This window comes from Nitrobacter winogradskyi, from assembly GCF_006539545.1.
GTDB lineage: Bacteria > Pseudomonadota > Alphaproteobacteria > Rhizobiales > Xanthobacteraceae > Nitrobacter > Nitrobacter winogradskyi_A.
Window position 1 is genome coordinate 1 of sequence record NZ_BJNF01000055.1, and the last position, 20,734, is coordinate 20,734.

Annotated in this window: 16 protein-coding genes; 8 read left to right on the forward strand and 8 right to left on the reverse strand. The window is 62.9% G+C overall.

Annotation, left to right across the window (positions count from 1 at the left end; all coding sequences use genetic code 11):
* Window positions 1-27: 27 nt before the first annotated feature.
* Window positions 28-3,189: a multidrug efflux RND transporter permease subunit gene (locus NWI01_RS10510; RefSeq protein ID WP_141383796.1), complete on the reverse strand. Its 3,162-nt coding sequence runs from the start codon at window positions 3,187-3,189 to the stop codon at window positions 28-30.
* Between the two features lie 6 nt (window positions 3,190-3,195).
* Window positions 3,196-4,401 (reverse strand): efflux RND transporter periplasmic adaptor subunit, encoded by a 1,206-nt coding sequence (locus NWI01_RS10515; protein WP_181410435.1) that lies wholly within the window; start codon window positions 4,399-4,401, stop codon window positions 3,196-3,198.
* 468 nt (window positions 4,402-4,869) lie between these two features.
* On the opposite strand from NWI01_RS10515, the gene NWI01_RS10520 reads away from it, so the two are divergent.
* The 3 genes from NWI01_RS10520 to NWI01_RS10530 all read left to right on the forward strand — a co-directional run bounded on the left by NWI01_RS10520 (window position 4,870) and on the right by NWI01_RS10530 (window position 7,585).
* Window positions 4,870-5,934 (forward strand): flagellar motor protein MotA, encoded by a 1,065-nt coding sequence (locus NWI01_RS10520; RefSeq protein ID WP_141383797.1) that lies wholly within the window; start codon window positions 4,870-4,872, stop codon window positions 5,932-5,934.
* Window positions 5,935-5,950: 16 nt separating this feature from the next.
* Complete coding sequence (locus NWI01_RS10525) at window positions 5,951-6,979, forward strand: peptidoglycan -binding protein (RefSeq protein ID WP_141383798.1); 1,029 nt, start codon at window positions 5,951-5,953, stop codon at window positions 6,977-6,979.
* Window positions 6,980-7,135: 156 nt separating this feature from the next.
* Window positions 7,136-7,585, forward strand: coding sequence for a GNAT family N-acetyltransferase (locus tag NWI01_RS10530; RefSeq protein ID WP_141383799.1), 450 nt, complete (start codon window positions 7,136-7,138; stop codon window positions 7,583-7,585).
* 143 nt (window positions 7,586-7,728) lie between these two features.
* Here the strand turns inward: NWI01_RS10530 and NWI01_RS10535 are convergent, their stop codons facing one another.
* A complete protein-coding gene (locus NWI01_RS10535) occupies window positions 7,729-9,612 on the reverse strand; it encodes an ABC transporter transmembrane domain-containing protein (protein WP_141383800.1) in 1,884 nt (627 codons plus the stop codon).
* A gap of 148 nt (window positions 9,613-9,760) precedes the next feature.
* Between NWI01_RS10535 and rpmE the strand changes: the two genes are divergently transcribed.
* Window positions 9,761-9,988, forward strand: coding sequence for a 50S ribosomal protein L31 (gene rpmE, locus NWI01_RS10540; protein WP_011315945.1), 228 nt, complete (start codon window positions 9,761-9,763; stop codon window positions 9,986-9,988).
* Window positions 9,989-10,099: 111 nt separating this feature from the next.
* Here rpmE and rcdA read toward each other — a convergent pair whose 3' ends face one another.
* Window positions 10,100-10,648, reverse strand: a complete 549-nt coding sequence (gene rcdA / locus NWI01_RS10545) for a protease adaptor protein RcdA (RefSeq protein ID WP_141383801.1) — start codon at window positions 10,646-10,648, stop codon at window positions 10,100-10,102.
* 618 nt (window positions 10,649-11,266) lie between these two features.
* Window positions 11,267-11,455, reverse strand: a complete 189-nt coding sequence (locus NWI01_RS10550) for a DUF1192 domain-containing protein (RefSeq protein ID WP_141383802.1) — start codon at window positions 11,453-11,455, stop codon at window positions 11,267-11,269.
* Between the two features lie 131 nt (window positions 11,456-11,586).
* On the opposite strand from NWI01_RS10550, the gene NWI01_RS10555 reads away from it, so the two are divergent.
* Entirely contained in the window at window positions 11,587-12,585 is a 999-nt protein-coding gene (locus NWI01_RS10555) for an NAD(P)H-quinone oxidoreductase (RefSeq protein WP_141383803.1), read from the forward strand.
* Window positions 12,586-12,682: 97 nt separating this feature from the next.
* Window positions 12,683-15,559: an EAL domain-containing protein gene (locus NWI01_RS10560; protein ID WP_181410436.1), complete on the forward strand. Its 2,877-nt coding sequence runs from the start codon at window positions 12,683-12,685 to the stop codon at window positions 15,557-15,559.
* Window positions 15,560-15,602: 43 nt separating this feature from the next.
* Here the strand turns inward: NWI01_RS10560 and NWI01_RS10565 are convergent, their stop codons facing one another.
* Window positions 15,603-16,211: a YqgE/AlgH family protein gene (locus NWI01_RS10565; protein ID WP_244613716.1), complete on the reverse strand. Its 609-nt coding sequence runs from the start codon at window positions 16,209-16,211 to the stop codon at window positions 15,603-15,605.
* A 199-nt stretch (window positions 16,212-16,410) separates the two neighbouring features.
* Between NWI01_RS10565 and NWI01_RS10570 the strand changes: the two genes are divergently transcribed.
* Window positions 16,411-17,253 (forward strand): protein-disulfide reductase DsbD domain-containing protein, encoded by an 843-nt coding sequence (locus NWI01_RS10570; protein WP_141383805.1) that lies wholly within the window; start codon window positions 16,411-16,413, stop codon window positions 17,251-17,253.
* Between the two features lie 218 nt (window positions 17,254-17,471).
* Entirely contained in the window at window positions 17,472-18,854 is a 1,383-nt protein-coding gene (locus tag NWI01_RS10575; protein ID WP_375782182.1) for a flippase, read from the forward strand.
* 128 nt (window positions 18,855-18,982) lie between these two features.
* Here NWI01_RS10575 and NWI01_RS10580 read toward each other — a convergent pair whose 3' ends face one another.
* Together NWI01_RS10580 and NWI01_RS10585 are read right to left on the reverse strand one after the other, a co-directional pair.
* Window positions 18,983-19,771: a 3-hydroxybutyrate dehydrogenase gene (locus NWI01_RS10580; protein ID WP_141383806.1), complete on the reverse strand. Its 789-nt coding sequence runs from the start codon at window positions 19,769-19,771 to the stop codon at window positions 18,983-18,985.
* 132 nt (window positions 19,772-19,903) lie between these two features.
* Window positions 19,904-20,413: a CAP domain-containing protein gene (locus NWI01_RS10585; protein ID WP_141383807.1), complete on the reverse strand. Its 510-nt coding sequence runs from the start codon at window positions 20,411-20,413 to the stop codon at window positions 19,904-19,906.
* Between the last annotated feature and the right edge of the window lie 321 nt (window positions 20,414-20,734).

Here is a 20,734-nt window from a genome sequence, read left to right on the forward strand (position 1 = left end):
GGCCGCTCTAAACAACGCGCGGCCTCGTTATTCCGCCGGATGCATCGGCGCCGGCGGCCCGTGGATCTTCGGCTTGCCCGCCGGCTCCAGTCCGCTCTTGTCGCGTCCGAGCACGCGCATCACGACGACGAAAAACACCGGCACCATCAGAAGCGCCAGCACCACCACCGCGATCATGCCGCCCATCACGCTGGTGCCGAGCGCCTGCTGGCTCGCTCCGCCCGCACCGCTGGCGATAACCATCGGCAGAACGCCGGAGGCGAAGGCAAAGCCGGTCATCAGAATCGGCCGGAAGCGCAGCGCGCAAGCCTCCAGCGTGGCGTCGATGAGCGACTTGCCCTGCGCGCGCAGATCCTTGGCGAACTCGACGATGAGGATGGCGTCCTTGGCCGCCAGGCCAATGATGGTCACGAGCCCCACGGTGAAATAGACGTCATTGGCGAGCCCGCGCGTCGTCGCCGCCAGCACCGCGCCGAAAATCCCGAGCGGCACCGTCAGCAACACCGCGAGCGGAATGGTCCAGCTTTCATAAAGCGCCGCCAGGCAGAGAAACACCACCAGCGCCGAGAGCGCGAGCAGGAACGGAGCCTGCGATCCCGACAGCTTTTCCTGCAACGACTGACCGGTCCATTCATAGCCGAAACCGCGCGGCAGGCGGCCGGCCAGCCGCTCCATCTCGGCGATCGCATCGCCCGAGGTGAAGCCCGCCCGCGCCTCTCCGGAGATGCGCATCGACGGATAGTAGTTGAAGCCGACGACCTGCGTCGGCCCCTTCGACCATTCAATGGAGGAGAAGGACGAGAACGGAACCAGCCCCCCGCTGCTGTTCTTGACGTTGTAGTTGAGGATGTCCTGCGCCGTGGTGCGGCCGTCGCGATCCGACTGCACGATCACGCGCTGCATTCGCCCCCGGTTGGGGAAGTCGTTGACATAGGTCGATCCGAGATTGGTCGACATGGTGTCATTGATGTCCTCAAAGGTGACTCCGAGGGCGCTGGCCTTCTCGCGGTCGATCACGAGATTGATCTGCCCCGCCGACGGCAGGCCCTCGACATAGACATTCTGCAGGATCGGACTGGCATTGGCCTCGGCGATCAACTGATTGGTCGCCTGCAACAATGCCGGATAGCCTTTCTGACCGCGGTCCTGCAGACGGAAGCTGAACCCCGACGAATTGCCGAGGTTGTCGATCGGCGGCGGCTGCAGCGCGGTGATCTTGGCATCGCGCAGCGACGCCAGTTCGCGATTGGCGTCGGTCACAATATTCGCGGCGGAGTCCTTCTCAGGCCGCTCCGACCAGTCCTTCAGGGTGATGAACGCTTGGGCCGTGTTCATGCCCTGCCCGGAATAGGCGAAACCGGTGAGGAAAGTGACGTTCTTAACTCCCGGCCGTTCGGCCAGGTATCTCTCGACCGCCTCCACCGCCGCTCCGGTCCGCCCGTGGGACGAATCGGCCGGCGTCTGCACGTCGGTCGTGATGAAGCCCTGATCGTCCACCGGCAGAAAGCCGGCGGGTAATCGAACGAAGGCCCAGACCAGAACGCCGACCAGAGCGGCGTATATCAGCATCAGGCGTCCGGTTCGCCTCAGCGACCAGCCGACCGTCGAGACGTAGCGGCCGCGCACGCTCTCCAGCGCGCGATTGAACCAGCCGAACAGGCCCTTTCGGGCGTGAGCATGTCCGGCCTTGACCGGCTTCAGCAGCGTGGCGCACAAAGCCGGCGTCAGCGACAGCGCCATCAGGGCGGAGAAGGCGATCGCGGCAACCACCGTGACGGAGAACTGTCTGTAGATGATGCCGACAGAGCCCGGAAAAAACGCCATCGGCACGAACACCGCCATCAGCACCAGCGTGATGCCGACGATGGCGCTGGTGATCTGCGACATCGCCTTGCGCGCCGCCTCCCGTGGCGGCAGCCCTTCCTCCGACATGATGCGTTCGACGTTCTCCACCACGACAATGGCGTCGTCGACCAGAATGCCGATCGCCAGCACCATGCCGAACATCGTCAGCATGTTGATGGAATAGCCTGCGATCAGCAGCACCGCACAGGTGCCGAGCAGCGCGACAGGCACCACGATGGTCGGAATAATGGTGTATCGGATGTTCTGCAGGAACAGAAACATCACCAGGAACACCAGCACCACCGCCTCGATCAGCGTATGCACGACCTTTTCGATCGAGGCCTTCACCACGGGCGTGATGTTGTAGGGGATATCGTAGGTGATGTTCGCCGGGAAGAACTTCGAGAGCTCCTCCATCTTGGCTTCCACCGCGCTCGCGGTGGCAAGCGCATTGGCGCCCGGCGCGAGCAGCACTGAAAGACCCGCGGTCGACTTGCCGTTGAGGCGCGTGGTGAACCGGTAGTCCATGCCGCCGACCTCGACCCGCGCCACGTCGCGCAGGCGCACCGTGGAACCGTCGCGGTTGGCGCGCAGCAGGATGGAGCCGAATTCCTCGGGTGTGCTGAGTTGTCCCTTCACCAGCACCAGCGCCGCGGTTTTCTGCCCGGCCCGGCTCGGCGGTCCACCGATGCTGCCCGAAGCCACCTGCGCGTTCTGCGCCGCGATCGCCTTGGTGACGTCCTCCGACGTCATGCCGTAGCCGACGAGCTTTTCCGGATCGAGCCAGACGCGCAACGAGCGTTCGGTGGAGAACAGCGTGGCCCGGCCGACGCCGGGAAGACGCCGGATCTCTCCGATGATGTTTCGCGTCATGAAGTCGCCGAGGCCGACCTCGTCGAGACTGTCGTCCGTCGAACGCAACGTGATGATCTGCAACACCGCGCTGGAGGCTTCCTCGACCAGGATGCCTTCCTTCAGCACAGCCGCGGGCAGGCGGGCCTCGATGCGCTTGATGCGATTCTGCACGTCCACCGAAGCGAGATCGGTGGAGGTGCCGGGAACGAAGAACGCGGTGATTTCGACCTGTCCCAGAGAATCACTGGTGGATTCGAAATTGAGGATGCCCGACGCGCCGTTGAGCTGTTCCTCGATCAGGCGCGTGACGCTGTTATAAAGATTCTGCGGCGAAGCGCCGGGGTATGCCGTCGCGATCGAGATCGAAGGCGGCGCGATGATGGGATACTGCGCAACGCCCAGGAAGGGTATCGAGATCGCGCCGACCAGACAGATGAACAGCGCGACGACCCACGCAAAGATAGGTCGATCGATGAAGAAAGCCGGCATGCTGCGTTACTGCCGGGCGGACGCTGTTTCGCCCGACACCACTCCCGTCTTCGGCGAAGCATCGGCTTCCCACGTCACGACGCGAACCTTGTCGCCCGCCGTGAACTTCTGGAAGCCCTCGACCACCACGCGGTCGCCCGCATTCAGCCCATCGCTGACCATCGAATAGCCGTGCTGGACCGCGTCGGTCCGGATCGGACGCACGATAGCGCGATCGTCGTCCCGAACGACAAAGACTTCGCTGCCGCCGCTGGAGTCGCGTTGCACCGCCTGCTGTGGAACGGCGATCGCATCGCTGTCGACGCCCTGCTCCAACAGCACGCGAATGTACATTCCCGGCAGCAACTCGCGCTTCGGATTGGCAAATTCGCCGCGCAGCGTCACCTGTCCGGTCGAGGAATCGACCTTCGCCTCGGAAAACAGGAACTTTCCGTGCAGCGGGTAGAGCTTTTCATCATTGAGCAGGAGGCGGACCTTGGCGGCGCCCGGCGCGATGCGCTCCAGATCGCCAGACTCAAACGCATGGCGAAGGTTGTTAAGCTCCGTCACCGACTGGGTGAAGTCGGCATAAATCGTATTGAGTTGCTGCACCGTCGCAAGGCTTGCCGCATCATTCTGCACGACGAGCGCGCCCTCGGTCACCTGAGCGGCGCCGACCACGCCGTCGATCGGCGCGCGAATGGTAGTGTAATCAAGATGGAGCCGCGCCCGCGCCAGATCCGCCTTGCGGGCGGCGACATCAGCCGCCGCCTGACGCATGTTGGCGATCGCCTTCTCGTTCTCGGCCTCGGACGTGGCATGCCGCGCGGTCAGTTTCTCGATACGTCTCGCATGGTGCGAGGCCTGCTCAAGTACGGCATCGGCCTTCGCAAGCGCCGCTTCCGCGGCCTGCACTTCAACCGCGAACGGCTCCGGATCGATCTGATACAGCGGGTCGCCTGCCTTGACTTCGCTGCCTTGCTGGAACAGCCGCTTGGTGATGATGCCGGAAACCCGCGGGCGCACCTCCGCAACGCGCAACGGCGATATGCGTCCCGGCAGTTCGCGAACGATCGCGTGCGGTTTCGGAACCACCGTGATCACGCTGACCTCGGGAACGACCGCTACAGCGGATGCGTCCGCCGTTGTCGGCTCATCACAGCCGCCAAGAAGCGGCGACAATCCGGCTATCACGATAGCCAGAAACGCCAGTCGTAAGTTGAATCTCGGCATGGGAACTGCAAGCTCTGTGGGTGTGTTGCTACGCGACGCGCGGATTCGCTACGTGACGCACAACGTCGATACTATCGAATCCCCAACCAAGTTTTAATGAGGGCTGGAGGAAGGCGACGCAACACTAATTGGCGGCGACGCAATGTCACAGAACAATATGGCTTTGATGTCGCAATGATTTATCCGGTTCTCAAACAATCGTGAACCGGGTTCCATCAAGAGAACGTAACGCGCGGAATACTCCCCGCGCGCTGCCCTGTCGCCCTGTTGTTATACCGCGATGGCACGAGCGCAAACCGCGACCCTTCTTGATGCAGAACACACGCCACGACTGAAAGCCGGCGCCGCAGGGGCAGCGACGATTGGCAAAATCGCGAGATGAGCTATTTTTTGCCGCCAACGCCGTGCCATAATGCGGCTTGTCTGAACCTTCCTGCCTCTCTCCTTGATGGTTAAGCACGCTGGCTCATGGCGCAAGGCACCGCTCCCCGCTCCGCACCGGAGATCGAACTGACGAAACTGGCGCCGCCCCGGATATTTCTGGTGCGCATGGTCGTGTTCATCGTGCTGTGCGCGCTGGTGCAGGTTGTTCTCTACAAGCAGATCGTTGCCGCGTTCTTCGCCAACCCCAGCCTCAACGCGTTGATCATTGGCGTCCTGGCGATCGGCATCGTTTTCGCGTTCCGGCAGGTGATCCGGCTTTATCCGGAAATCGCGTGGGTCAACAATTTCCGCATCGCCAATGCGGGCCGGGTACCAGACCGAAGACCGCGATTGCTGGCTCCGATGGCCGCTATCCTCGGCGGCGAACGCACCGGTCGCGTGTCGATCTCCCAGCAGACCATGCGGCATCTGCTCGATTCCATCGCCACCCGGCTCGATGAAGCCCGCGACATCTCGCGCTACATGACGGGCTTGCTGGTGTTCCTGGGTCTGCTCGGCACGTTCTGGGGCTTGATCGAAACCGTCGGCTCCGTCGGCAAGGTGATCGACGGTTTGCAGGTCGGCGGCGACACCGGATCCCTGTTCGAGACGCTGAAGGAAGGCCTCGCCGCGCCGCTCGGCGGCATGGGAATTTCGTTTTCGTCATCGCTGTTCGGCCTCGCCGGATCGCTGATCCTTGGCTTTCTCGATCTGCAATCCAGCCAGGCGCAGAACCGTTTCTATACCGACCTCGAGGACTGGCTCGCCACCACCGTTCGCGAATACAGCGGCAAGACCCGGCCCGATCCGGCGGCCGAGATAAAGTCTGCGATCGAGCAGCTTCGCACAACCGTCGAGAAGACGGGATCCGGCCATGAAACCACCTCCGCGATGGCCAGCCTCGCGGAAGCCATTCAGGGGCTCGTCAGTCATATGCGGACCGAACAGCAATTGATTCGCGAATGGGCGGACGAACAGGGCGAGCAGAACCGCGAGATCAAAAAGCTGCTTCAGCACCTTGCCCAGCAGCCGGATGACGACCACCTGACCATCCCGTTTACCTCGACCGCCGCTTCGCGGCCGGCTCCCACGGCAGAGGGAGAGCCCTGATCTTAAGAGAAACATCATGGCCCTAGCACGCGGGCGCCGGAACGAGAGCGGATTCAACTACTGGCCAGGCTTCGTCGATGCTCTCTCGACGCTGGTGCTCGCGATCGTGTTCCTGCTGACTGTGTTTCTGGTGACGCAGTTCTTCCTGTCGCAGGAAGTCACGGGCAAGGACAAGGCGCTGGAACAACTCAACGCCCGGATCGCTCAACTGACCGATCTGCTGTCGCTGGAAAAGCTCGGCAAGGTCAGCCTTGGCGACGAGGTCAGCCAGTTGCGTGCGGGTCTCGTCTCGGCGGAGGCCGAGCGCGATCGGATCAAGGGACTTTATGACGGCCTTGCCGGCGCGGGGAACGATGCCGCGGGCCGCAACAGCCAGTTGAACAAGGCGCTGGATTCCGAGAAGCAGATTTCATCGCGCGCGCTGGCGCAGGTCGAGGTACTGACCCAGCAGATCAGCGCGCTGCGCCGGCAACTGGCGGCGCTGGAGAACGCGCTCGACGTCTCCGAGAAAAAGAACAAGGATTCGCAGAACCGCATCGCCGATCTCGGCCAGCGGTTGAACGTCGCGCTGGCGAAACGGGTGCAGGAGCTGTCCCGCTACCGTTCGGAATTCTTCGGGCGCCTGCGCGCCATTCTCGGCAACCGGCCGGATATCAGAATCGTCGGCGATCGCTTCGTTTTCCAGTCGGAGGTCTTCTTCGATACCGCGCAGGCGACGCTGCTGCCAGAAGGAAAAGCCGAGCTCGACAAGCTGGCCGGCGCGCTGACCGATCTCGACAAGCAGATCCCCAGCGAGATCGCCTGGGTGCTACGCGTGGACGGCCATACCGACATAAGGCCGATCAACAGCCCGGTGTTCAAGTCGAACTGGGACCTGTCGGCGGCGCGCGCGATTTCGGTGGTGCAGTATCTGGCGTCGCTCGGCGTGCCGCCGCAACGTCTGGTCGCCGCGGGTTTCGGTGAATTCCAGCCGCTTGATCCCGATGCAACGGAAGAGGCCTACAAGCGCAACCGCCGCATCGAGCTGAAGCTGACGGAGCGGTGATGTGATGGATATGTCGAGACCGTATGTCCCGTCATGGCCGGGCAAAAGCGCGAAGCGTGTCTTCGCGCTGGCGGCCCCGCCATCCAACGACTTCCTTGAATCCGACTCTCAGGACGTGGATGCCCGGAATAACCCGGGCATGACGGCCATGTTTGAATGACGGCCTCGTTTCAGCTCCGCCCCTACCGTGCCTCCGACGAGGACGCCGCGATCGCCCTGTGGCGGGCGACGTGGCAACAAGCCTATCCCGCGATCGATTTCGCGGCGCGCGTGCCGTGGTGGCGCGAACGCTGGCGCAATGAACTCGTCCCCAACGCCGACATCATCGTCGCCGAGCAATCCGGCGAACTGGCGGGTTTCATCACCATCGATGCGGCAGGCTATCTCGACCAGCTCGTGGTTGCCCCCGCGCATTGGGGCGGCGACATCGCAAACGCGCTGATGCTTGAGGCGAAGCGGCTGTCGCCGTCGGGAATCACACTGCTGGTCAACGCCGACAACGGCCGCGCCATGCGCTTCTACGCGCGCAACGGATTCGCGCACGCAGGCGAGGATGTGAATCCGACATCGGGGCGGCCGGTCAAGCGCATGGAATGGAAACCGTGAGGGAACTATAGCGTTTTCGAGCGAAGCATATCCTCGGGCTTGAGCCCTAAGGATGGATACCGGTTCGCGTAAAGAAAACGCGTCAAAACAAAAAATCTAGAGCTTCGCTTCTGATTCAAACAAAGCGATTATGCTCTAAGACTTCATGCCCCCTCGAACTGCAGCCGCGCCAGGCGGGCATACAGTCCATTCGCCGCCACCAGCGAGGCGTGCGTCCCCTGCTCCACGATCCGTCCCCGATCCATGACCATGATGCGGTCGCAGGAGAGGACTGTTGCGAGACGATGCGCGATCACCAGCGTCGTGCGATGGCGCATCAGTTCTTCCAGCGCGGTCTGCACCAGGGTCTCGGATTCCGCGTCAAGCGACGACGTTGCCTCATCCAGCAGCAACAGAGGCGCGTCACGCAGGATCGCGCGGGCGATGGCGATGCGCTGGCGCTGTCCGCCGGACAGTGTCACGCCGCGCTCGCCGAGCAGCGCCTCGAAGCCGCCGGGCAAGCGGCGGATGAATTCGGTGGCATGGGCCAGTTCAGCGGCGCGCTCGACCTCGGCGTCGGACGCATCCGGCCTGCCGAAACGGATATTCTCGCGGGCGGACGCGGCGAAGACCACCGATTCCTGCGGCACCAGCGCGATACGCGCGCGAACCTCCCGCGGATCGGCGGTGCGCAAGGGCACGCCGTCGAAGGAGATGGTGCCCGAGACAGGATCGTAGAACCGCAGCAGCAGGTGAAACAGCGTGCTTTTTCCCGCGCCGGACGGGCCGACGATGGCGACCTTCTCGCCCGCCTTCACCGCCAGCGAGACGCCGTCCAGCACCGTGACTTCCGGGCGCGAGGGGTAGGCAAAGCTGACATTGTCCAGCGTGACATCGCCGCGCGCCGGCTCCGATAGCGCGCGCGGCGTTGGCGGCGCCGCGATCACCGGCTTGACGCGAAGAAGCTCGAACAGGCGCTCGGCCGCACCGGAGGCGGCGGCGACCTCGCCCCAGACCTCGCTGAGCTGGCCGAGACCGGTCGCGGCGAACGCGGCATACAGCACGAACTGGCCGAGCCGGCCCGGCGTCATGTCGCCCTCAAGGACGTCGCGAGACCCAATCCAGAGAATCAGGACCACGCTGGTGAAAACGATGAAGATGATAATCGCGGTCAGCACGGCGCGGGCGCGCGCCGAATTGCGCGCCGCCAGATAGGCATGTTCGACTTCGCCGCCGAAACGCGCGTCGGCAAGCCGTTCGTTGGTGTAAGCCTGAACCGTCCTGATCCCGCCGACCAGTTCGGATGCATAGGCGGTGGCGTCCGCGAGATTGTCCTGCGCGCTCCTTGACAGGCGGCGGACCCAGCGTCCAAACGCGACCAGCGGCACGATGATCAACGGAATCGCCGCCAGCACCAGTCCGGACAGGCGCGGACTGGTGATGACCATCATCGAAGCCGCGCCGACGAACAACACCACATTACGTAGCGCAACCGATATCGAGGAGCCGACCGCGGACTTGATCTGGGTGGTGTCGGCGGTCAGCCGCGAGATCAGCTCACCGCTGCGGGCGGTGTCGAAAAACACCGGCGACAGCGACATCAGGTGAGCGAACACGTCACGCCGAAGGTCGGCGACGATGCGTTCTCCGGTGGTGTTCACCAGAAAATAACGCGCGGCGCTGGCGCCGGCGAGGACGGCCACGACGCCGATCATCATCGTAAAGTAGCTGTTGATCATCGCGACGCCTTCGGCCGTGAAGCCAAAGTCGATGATCCGGCGCACCGCGAGCGGCACGACCAGCGTCGTCAGGGCGGCGACGATCAGCGCGACAAGCGCGAGCAGCGCCCGGCCGCGATAGCGGAGGATATACGGCGTGAGCGCCAGCAGCGGGCGCAGCCGGAGGCGGCGGGCATCCTTGGCGGACGGCGCGGGCTGATCCGGCGCGGCAGGCTCCGACGCTCCGGTTCCGGCCTTCGGGGAGTTATCGAGCGGCAGCGCAATGGCCGGCGCCTTCGACGTATTCTCACGCACTTCTACCGAACTCATCACCTGACCACGCTATTGCTGAATAAGGCACGTCATATGCCCCCCTGTGCGCGCTGGCAAATGCGCAGGCGCGCTTGTCGGTCAAACCTTGGTACGATATAGAGCGGTCCGAATTCGCCCAAAACCCTTCGCCTTGCAAGGACATATCATGAAAGCCGAAATTCATCCGGATTATCATACAATTAAGGTCGTCATGACCGATGGCACGGAGTATCTTACCCGTTCCACCTGGGGCAAGGACGGCGACACCATGAATCTCGACATCGATTCCAAGTCGCATCCGGCCTGGACCGGCGGTTCCCAGCAGATCCTCGATCGCGGCGGCCGGGTCTCCCGCTTCCAGAAGAAGTTTTCGGGCTTCCTCAAGAAGGGCTGAGGCCACCCCTGCTTCTGGTTGAACGCTTCCGCTTGTCGAACGCTCCTGCTGCGCGGGAGCGTTTTTGCATGAGCCTTACCATCAGCTCCTGCATCATCAGTTCCCGCGACATCAGCCTCGGGGACCGCGGACCCGCTCCGCCGGTCCGCGACGCTCAAAGGCTTCCCGGAGAAGGTTGAGCTGCGACACCAGCGGATTACCGGCCGTTCCGCGCTCCACGGGCGGCGCGTGAATGGTGGTATCGAGGCGCCGGACCCGCGCCTGCAAATTCAGCGATCGCTCGATCAAGTCCTGCAGCTGCCACGGCAGTTTCGCGATCATATCGTGCGGACCAGGATCCGCCGCGGTCAGCTTCACCCTGGTCCTTTCGCGATTAGCCTGCGCCAGCGTCATCTCGCCTTCCTTGACGGCGCGATGCAGCAGAAGCCACGACGCAAGCTGCATCAGCCGCGTGGTCAGTCTCATGCTTTCGGTGGCGTAAGTCAGGCTGACGGCACGTTCGAGTGTCTTCGCCTCGGTGCGCCCGTCGCCATCGAGATAGGCCGCGGTCTCCTCGACCAGATCCATGCCTTCCCGGAACAGGGCCGTGAACACGGAAGAGCCCGCAAGACGTTCGCTGAACTGCACCAGACCGGAGCCGCCTGCCGATGGATCGAACATAGGTTCATGCCTCACGCAACCAGCGCATTATCCGCCAGGTGGATCCATTTAGCTGCAAGAAAATACTTTCAATCAACAACTTGTGCGCATTCTAGCAACGGACGGTTTTCACCTTTTGCGATACGCGTTTGAGCCTTTCCGCTGGTCTTTTTAGCGCCAGCTTATGATGAACAAATCATTGCCCGCCCGGGAAGCGGGAGTCCAGCGCCAAGTAACGGCAACGGTTAATAAGGGTTAATATCAAGGGCGAAACAGGACGACGCGAGGCAAAAAAAAGCCGCCGTTGCCGGCGGCCTGAAGTTGATAACAGGGAGGCGTCAAACAGAGTGGACAGGAAGCCACTCGGTGTCCAATGAAGGACATTCCAGTCATAGTCAGGAAAGCTTAATCAATCGTAAACGAACGAATTTCTTCAGCTTTCGTTTGCAATTTGGGCGCCGCAAGGCTTTTCCCTCCCCGCAGGCCAGTTGCTTTCACGTTGCGCAATTGAGCTTCAGCCAACGGCCGGGCGGGTACGACGCCCGGGCGGACGGTTTCGCGCCTGCCGATCCTTGAAAGGAACAAAGGAACTCGGTCACGACCTGCAACCTGAAAACCTGAATCTGAAGACCTGAAATCTCAGGACTTGAAAAAACGGTCAGCCGCATCCTTCGAGGCGCGCTTCTTCACTTCGGCCGTCCGCAGGCGCTGAATCTCCTCCGTCAGCAGCGCGATTCGCTCGTTGAGCTCATTCACCGAAAGCAGCGAGAGATCCTGTCCGATCTCATGGGTAAGTTTTTTCCTGGGTTCGTCGCCGTCAATGGTCATGCGCCTGTCCCGCTGCGGCTCAAGAGCCCTCAACCCCGCGAGTTTTCTTTTCCAGTTCGCGGCCGACTCACGCGCGCCGGTACGTTATAATCAGGGTCCGACCTCCTTTCCAAGCTTGCCCGGTGACCACCATGGAAAAGCCGCCCGCGCGAATGACCGCCATCGGCATCAGCAGGCCCGGCGGCCCGGAAGTGCTGGTGCCGCAGTTCCGCCCGGTCCCCTCGCCCGGCCCGCGCGAGATCCTGATCAAGGTCGCGGCGGCCGGCGTCAACCGGCCGGATGTCCTGCAGCGGTCCGGCAGCTATCCGCCGCCGCCGGGCGCCAGCGATCTGCCCGGCCTGGAAGTCGCGGGCGAAGTGGTGTCTCTGGGCGAGGGAGCAGGCAAGTACCGGCTTGGCGACAACGTGATGTCGCTGGTCTCGGGCGGCGGCTACGCCCAATATTGCGTCGCGCATGAATCGATCGCGATTCCGGTCCCCACTGGCTTCTCCATGATAGAAGCCGGCGCCACGCCGGAAACGCTGGTCACGGTATGGCACAACGTGTTCGAGCGCGGCGCGTTGAAGGCCGGCGAGACGTTGCTGATCCACGGCGGCTCGTCGGGCATCGGCACCATGGCCATCCAGCTCGCCAAGGCGTTCGGCGCCAGGACGATCGTCACCGTCGGATCAAAGGAGAAGGCAGACGCCTGTCTGGGGCTCGGGGCCGATCACGCCATCAACTACAAGCTCCAGGATTTCGTCGCGGAGGTGAAGGCCGCGACAGCCGGCGCCGGCGCCGATCTCATCCTCGATATGGTCGGCGGCAACTACATCGAGAAGAATTACGACGCCGCCGCGCTCGAGGGCCGCATCGTGCAGATCGCGTTCCTCGGCGGTGCGAAGGCAACCGTTAATTTCGCCAGGCTGATGATGAAACGGCTGCATCATACCGGCTCGACGCTGCGGCCGCGTTCGGTGGCCGACAAGGCCGCGATGGTCGCCGCCATCGAAGCCAGGGTGCTGCCCTTGATGCGGGGGGGACGAATCAAGCCGCTGATCGACAGCAGCTTCCCGCTTGAGCAGGCAGCGGACGCGCACCGGCGGATGGAAACCGGCGCCCATGTTGGCAAAATTGTGTTGACGATTTAGATTCCCGCGTCCTGCTGAAGCCTATAATTTCTTTCGCGATTATGTCATCTATCTCGCGCGGTCGGCGGGACTGCATGTTGAACGCGAGGAAACGACATTGCACCTGGTCAGGCGGCTCGCGTGGCTTACGCTGGCCCTCATGATTTTCGTCGCGGCATCGCCGGCGCGCGCAGTCGACGCCGTCAGCGTCCGCAGCGACGCGCCCGCCATCGACCTCACCGCCATCCTCGATCATCAGCACAGCGATTCCGACCGCATTCAGGTCTCGACCGCGCCCGGCACCGACGGCATCGTTCGCCGCGTCGAGGTGCGCGCGCGGGAAGGCGGCCAGAACTGGGTGGTATTCGCGCTCGCCAACAACACCGACGATCAACTCGACCGCCTGATCGTCGCGCCGCATTACCGCCTGGTGTCGTCGGGACTGCTCTGGCCGGATCTCGGGCAATCGCGCATCGCCACCATCACGCCATCGACCGGCGATCGCCCGGAGCGGCAGGAGAGCGCCACCGCCGACGTCTTCCAGATCACGCTCGATCCCGGCGCCGTCATCACTTTCGTCATGGAACTGCGCACCGACAGGCTGCCGCAGCTTTATCTCTGGGAGCCCGACGCCTACAAGGACAAGGTCAATTCCTTCACCTTGTATCAGGGCATCGTCATCGGCATCTCCGGGCTGCTGGCGCTGGTGCTGACCATCCTGTTCGTGGTCAAGGGAAGCATTATGTTTCCTGCCGCCGCGGCGCTTGCCTGGGCGGTGCTGGTCTACATCGGGGTCGATTTCGGCTTCTGGGGCAAGGTGCTGGACATGCCGGCCGGCGCTGAACGAATCTGGCGCGCCTCGGGCGAGGCGATTCTCGCGGCGACGCTGCTCGTATTCCTGTTCGCCTATCTCAATCTCAGTCGCTGGCACGTGCGCTATTCGCACATCACTCTCGGCTGGCTTTTCTTTCTCGGCTCGCTGGTGGCGCTTGCCCTGTTCGATCCGGCGGTCGCCTCCGGCATCGCCCGGATATCGCTGGCGCTGATCGCGGTATTCGGCTTCGGGCTGATCGTCTATCTCGCGGTTCACGGCTTCGATCGCGCCGTCTTGCTGATCCCGACCTGGTTCCTGCTGGTGGTGTGGGTGGCCGCCGCGGGAATGGCGATCGAGGGCAAGGTCGTCAACGACATCGTGGGCCCCGCTTTGCTCGGCGGCCTCGTGCTGATCGTGATGCTGATCGGGTTCACGGTGATGCAGCATGCCTTCGCCGGCGGAGGCGGCGCCTCCGGCGTCGTATCCGATATCGAACGCCGCGCGCTCGCATTGACCGGCGCGGGCGATCTGGTCTGGGACTGGGACGTCTCCGCCGACAAGGTCTTCACCAGTCCCGAGACCGAAAGCCTGCTCGGCCTGAAACGCGGCACGCTCGAAGGGCCGGCGGCAGGCTGGCTGGAGGTGCTGCATCCGCTCGATCAGGACCGGTTCCGCGCGGCGCTGGACAGCGTGCTCGAACAGCGCCGGGGCCGGCTGGTGCAGGACTTCCGGCTGCGCGCGTCCGACGGCCACTTCATGTGGTTCGCCCTGAAAGCGCGCCCGGTGGTGGGGTCCGATGGCGAGGTGTCGCGCGTGGTCGGAACTCTCACCGATGTCACCGAAACGAGGAAGGCCGAGGAGCGGATGCTGCACGATTCGGTGCACGACAACCTGACCGGCCTTCCCAACCGCAAGCTCTTCATTGACCGTCTCAACGCGGTCGCGACCTTCGCCAAGACCATGCCGGGCCTGAGACCGACGCTGATGGTGATCGATTTCGACCGCTTCAAGCAGGTCAACGATTCCGTTGGCGTCGCGGTGGGAGATTCGATCCTGCTGACCCTGGCGCGACGGCTTACGCGCATCCTTAAAGCCCAGGATACGCTGGCGCGGCTTTCCGGCGATCAGTTCGGCCTTATCCTGATGTCGGAGCAGGATCCGCCCCGCATCACCGCGTTCGCCGAAACCATCCGCAAGACCATCCGCGCCCCGATCGCCTTCAATGACCGTGAGATCTTCCTGACCGCGTCGATCGGCCTCGCGCTGAGCGACCCTCAGACGCAATTGTCGGACCAGATGATCAAGGACGCCGAACTTGCGATGTACCATTCCAAGCGGATCGGCGGCGATCGGATCGACGTTTACAAGCCCGCGATGCGCGCCCGGAAGAACGACCGGCTATCGCTCGAGGCGGAACTGCGGCGCGCCCTTGAGCGGCATGAGATCACCGTCCTCTACCAGCCCATCGTCCGGCTCGAGGACCGCTCGGTCGCGGGTTTTGAAGCGCTGGCGCGATGGGATCACCCCAAGCTCGGACGGATGGCGCCGGACGAATTCATCACCATCGCCGAGGAGGCCGGCCTGATCGTCGATCTCGGGACGTTCGTGATGGATCAGACCGCGCGCCAGCTTGCAGTGTGGCAACGCGCCATGCGGTCGCAGCCCCCGATTTTCGCCAGCGTCAACGTCTCCTCGCGCCAGCTGCTGCGGCACGATCTGATCCACGACATCCGCTCCGTGCTGTCGCGCTCATCGATCGCGCGCGGCACCCTGAAGCTTGAACTGACCGAATCGCTTGTCATGGAAAATCCCGAACATGCAGCGCAAATGTTGCAACGGATTCGTGAACTCGGCGTCGGGCTCTCGCTTGACGATTTCGGCACGGGCTATTCCTCGCTGTCATACCTGCAGCGTTTCCCGCTCGACACCATCAAGATCGACCAGTCGTTCGTGCGCACCTCGACCCGCGGCACGCGGCCGGTCATCCTCAAGTCGATCATCGCGCTGGCGCACGATCTCGGCATGGATGTCGTCGCCGAGGGTGCCGAAACCGACTCCGATGCGGTGGAACTTTATCAGATGGGCTGCGAATACGCCCAGGGCTTTGCTTTCGGCGAGCCGATGGACGTCGATGCGACGATGCGGCTGCTGGCCCAGGTGCGGCTCGAGGCGGCAAGCTGAAACCGCTCAGCGCGCAACGCTCGGCTGGCGGAACCCGGCCCGCTCAGGCGTGACCGGCCTCGTTCGACAACATGCCGGGATCGATTCCGATCTTATGCAGCGCGCGAACATATTTGTCCTCGATATCGCGGCCGAAGATCAGGTCCTGATCAGCAGGGCAGTGCAGCCATCCATTGTCCTGGATTTCGGTCTCCAGTTGACCCGGCGCCCATCCGGCGTAACCAAGCGCCAGGATCGCATGTTTCGGGCCGGCGCCCTTGGCGATGGCTTCCAGGATATCGAGCGTCGCGGTCAGGCAGATACCCTCGTCAATGGGCAGCGTCGCGTCCTCGATGAAGAAATCGCTCGAGTGCAGAACAAAGCCGCGGCCGGTTTCGACCGGGCCACCCTTCATCACTTTCATCGTCTCGGCGGTTTCCGGCAGCTTGATCAGGTCGGCTCGCTTGATGATGTCGAGTTGCACCAGCAGATCGGTGAAGTCGACGCTTCCGGCGGGGCGATTGAGAATGATACCCATCGCGCCCTCGGGCGAGTGCGCGCAAACATAGATCACGGAACGTGCGAACCGCTCGTCTTCCATGACCGGCATCGCGATCAGCAACTGACCATCCAGATAGTTGCGATCGTCGATATCCGTGTCCGCAGTATCCATGTCTACATCGTCAGCGTGACGACGGTCCCTGCCAGGCCCTTTACGCGCTGGTTTCATCAGCAAATGACCCTCATGTTGCCCTTCCATCCTGATATTGGGTGTTCATTCTGTCAATCAACCTTCCCGAGCCATGGCTAAACAGCGCATCACGAGCAATTCAATAGTTTGGCCCGCGCGCAACCGATAAAAAGACGCTCGCATGATCATCAAGGTTCCTCTTCACGCGTTGCCCGGCGTTGCGGTCGCGTTGCTGGCGTGCGCGCTTTCGACCGCCGCGACGGGCCAGGACGCCTCGCCATGGCAGCAGGGCAGCTACGCCGCCGTCCGCCTACTCGCGGGCTCGCGCAGCGGTGCGGTGCTGCTCGGCGGCATCGCGTTTCAGCTCGAACCGGGTTGGAAAACCTTCTGGCGCACGCCGGGCGACTCGGGCGTGCCGCCGCGTTTCGACTTTTCAAAGTCGGACAATGTCGATGCCGTGACTGTTCTGTGGCCCGCGCCATCGAAATTTCCCGACGGCGCAGGTGGCCATTCGCTCGGCTACAAGGAGCAGGTCGTGCTGCCGCTACGGATCGCAGCCACCAATGCCGACAGGCCGATCACGCTCCGCGCAACCGTCAGTTTCGCGGTATGCGCCAAGCTGTGCATTCCCGCCGAAGCCAGCATGGAGCTGGCCTTCGCCAGCGTCGCGAGCGCCGAGGACAGCACGCTGGCCGCCGCGCTCGATATGGTGCCGAAGCCGGCGCGGATCGGCGATCCCAATCCCTTGACGATTCGCAACGTCAGGCGCGAGGGAGAATCAACCGTGACCGTGGATGTCGCGACCGACAACCCCAAGGACGACGTCAATCTGTTCGTCGAAGGCCCGACACCGGACTGGGCGCTGCCGATCCCGACCCGGCACGAGCGCGCGCCGCGCGGGGTGAAGCAATTTTCATTCAAGCTCGACGGCCTTCCGGACAACGCCAAAGCCGAAGGCGCCGCGCTGAAACTGACGCTGGTCGGCGGCAAGCAGGCCTATGAATTCAATATCAATCTGGATTGATGGCTAAGTCGTCACCGGAGACGCCAGGCAGGGGTATCTGGTCCGCCCAACTGAATCTTAAGGAACGGTTGCTATAGCGTTTTCGAGCGAAGTGGATGACCTGTTCGCGTGAAGAAAACGCGTCAAAACAAAATCATGGAGCCCGCTTCTGATTTTATCAGAAGCGGGAAGGTTGTAAATTCGGAGCATGGCGCGCATCCCGCGTCGAGGATTCCGCCGTGGCCGTTACGGACGCCCCCTCCGCGCCTGCGAAGCGATCGCCCATGCTGATCGGACGGTTGCGCGCGATAATGGGCGGCTCAAGCGAGGCTTCGCTGACCAGGCGGCTCGCCGGCACCATCTTCATCATCCGGGTGATAAGCGCCGGGCTCGCCTACGTGGCGCAGATCCTTCTCGCACGCTGGATGGGCGGTTCCGACTACGGCGTTTATGTGTATGTCTGGACCTGGGTGCTGCTGCTCGGCAGCATGATGGATTTCGGAATCTCGGTTTCCGCGCAGAAGATCATTCCGGAATATCGCGCGAGCGGCGACGACGCACGGCTGCGCGGTTTCCTGAGCGGCAGCCGCTGGATGACGTTCATCGTCGCCTCGCTGATCTCGGCATCGCTCGCGGCCCTGGTCAAAGTGCTGTCACCGTGGATCGATGCGGCGACGGTGCTTCCGCTCTATATCGGCTGCCTGACTCTACCGGCGTTCGTGGTCGCCAACACCCAGGACGGCATTGCGCGTTCCCACGACTGGATGCGGCTCGGACTGATGCCGCAATTCATCGTACGGCAATCGCTGATCATCGGCTTCACCGCCGGCGCTTTCGTGCTGGGATTTCACCTCAGCGCCACCGTCGCCATGCTGGCCAGCGTCGCGGCGGTGTGGGTCGCCATGATCGGCCAGATGATCGTCCTCAATCGCAGACTGCGCACGATCGTCACGCCCGGACCCAAAGTCCACGATTTTCGCGGCTGGCTCGCGGTCTCGCTGCCGATCCTTCTGGTCGAGAGCTTTTATCTGCTGTTGTCCTACACGGACGTGCTCGTGCTGCAGCAGTTTCGGTCTTCGGAAGAAGTCGGCGTTTACTTCGCCGTCGTCAAAACCCTGGCGCTGGTGTCCTTCATCCACTACGCCATGTCGGCGACGACGGCGCACCGCTTCACGGAATATCATGCCGCTGGCGACCGCGAGCGGCTGGCGGCCTACCTCGCCTATGCGATCAAATGGACCTTCTGGCCCTCGCTCGCGGCAACGCTGCTGCTGCTCGCGTTCGGCAAACCGATGCTGTGGCTGTTCGGTCCGCAATTCGTCACCGGCTACAGCATCATGTTCGTCGCCGCGATCGGGCTCGTGGTCCGTTCCGCCATTGGTCCCGTCGAGCGGCTGCTCAACATGCTCGGCCATCAGCATGCCTGCGCGGCCGCGTATGCGCTGGCCTTCGGCATGAACGTGGTGCTGTGCTTCGCGTTCGTCCCGCGCTACGGCGGCCACGGCGCCGCCGCCGCGACGTCGATCTCGCTCACATTCGAAACGGTGCTGCTGTTCTGGATCGTCCGCCGCAAGCTCGGATTTCATGTGCTGGCGTTCGGGAAGGGGTCGGCCTCGACGTAAAAGACATATTCGTCATGGCCGGATTTATTGCGGCCATCCCCGTCTTTCCAATAGAAACTTCGCGAAGACGTGGATGCCCCGGACAAGCCCGGGCATGCCGAGAAGACAGGCTGTTTAGGTCGATCCGGTTACGCCGCCGTCCAGCCGCCATCAATCGACAGGTTGCTTCCGGTGATCTGGGCGGCATCGTCGCCGCAAAGATAGAGCGCCAGCGCCGCGACCTGCTCCACGGTGACGAACTGCTTGGTCGGTTGCGCGGCGAGCAGCACGTCGTTGATGACCTGCTCCCTGGTCATGCCGCGCGACGTCATGGTGTCGGGAATCTGCTTTTCCACCAGCGACGTCCAGACATAGCCCGGGCTGATGCAGTTGCAGGTAATCCTGTGCGGCGCAAGCTCAAGAGCCACCGTCTTGGTGAGACCCGCGATGCCATGCTTGGCGGCGACATAGGCCGATTTGAACGGCGAAGCCACCGTCGAATGCGCCGATGCCGTATTGATGATGCGACCCCAGCCGCGCTTCTTCATGCCGGGAACCACGGCGCGGACGGCATGAAAGGCCGACGAAAGATTGATGGCGATGATCGCGTCCCACTTCTCGACAGGGAACGACTCGACCGGCGAGACGAACTGGATGCCGGCGTTGTTGACGAGAATATCGACCGAGCCGAAGGTTGTTTCGCCGAGTTCGATCATGCCGGCGATCTCGGCGGGCTTCGTCATGTCAGCGGGCGAGTAGGCCGCCTTGACCTTGAACTCCGCCTCGATGCCGGCGCGCGCCTTCTCGATGTCAGCCGCGACACCCAGTCCGTTGATCACGACATTGGCTCCGGCGCTGGCGAAGGCCCGGGCATAGGCCAGACCTATGCCGCTGGTTGATCCGGTCACGACCGCGGTCCGGCCTTTCAAGTTCGTCATCACCCTCTCCTGTCGGAACAGCGGATCATCTCAACGTTGCGGCGCTGGCGTCAAAGCACCGGCAACCTCCGCCGGTCAAGCAGCTTCGCGCTCAAGTCCACCCGCGCACGGCGATGCCCCTTCAGGCAATCGTTATCGCTCGCCCGTGGATGCCAACACCAGCGTCCAGAACACCTTGTACTTGGTGTCCGGAGCATAGCTCGCGGCGATGCCCAGTTTCGTGACGCCGTTCTTGAGCATGTTCGCCCGATGGGGAGGCGAATCGCGCCAGCCGGAGAACGCCTCGGCGAGAGTATGGTAACCCGCGCCGATATTCTCGACCGCCAGCGTTGCCGGATAGCCGGCCGCCGCCAGCCGCTTGGGCAGCGTCCCGGCAATGTCATGATCCATCTTGTTGCGCTTGGCCATCGCCATCGATTGCGTCTCGGCAATCTTCATGAGTTCGGGATCAACCGTCACCGGACCGAGGCCGTTGTTGGCGCGATAGCCGGAAATCATCGAGGCCGCCATCACGGAATCCAGCTTGGCTCCTCCATGCGCCATGTCGAGATAGAACGCCGGCTGCTCCTTGGCCGCCGGCTTTTCCGTCACGCATCCGGCCAGAGGCAGCAGGCCGAGAAGCGCGGCAAAAGTGCGGATCATCCTGGTGTCCCGAATCCGAAGTTCGCCTCGTCATACTGCGCCGTCCGTAGCGAACTTCGGATTCGAAAGGACACGAGCAGCCTGCATTTGCTGGCGGTCCTCGATTCCAGCCATCGCAAGGGATAGGCTGAAACGGGATGCGAATGTCGGAATCAGGCCACCAACCGCAATGAGCGCAGTTGTTGCACATCAACAGTGGCTGAAAGATGAATGATCCCGAGTGTCCGTTTCCCGCGCTCGCACGTCTTTATCGCAACCTTGGATGCGAACGTCGGTATCAGAAACGAAATACTTAGAGCATTTTCCGGCGAAGTGGATACC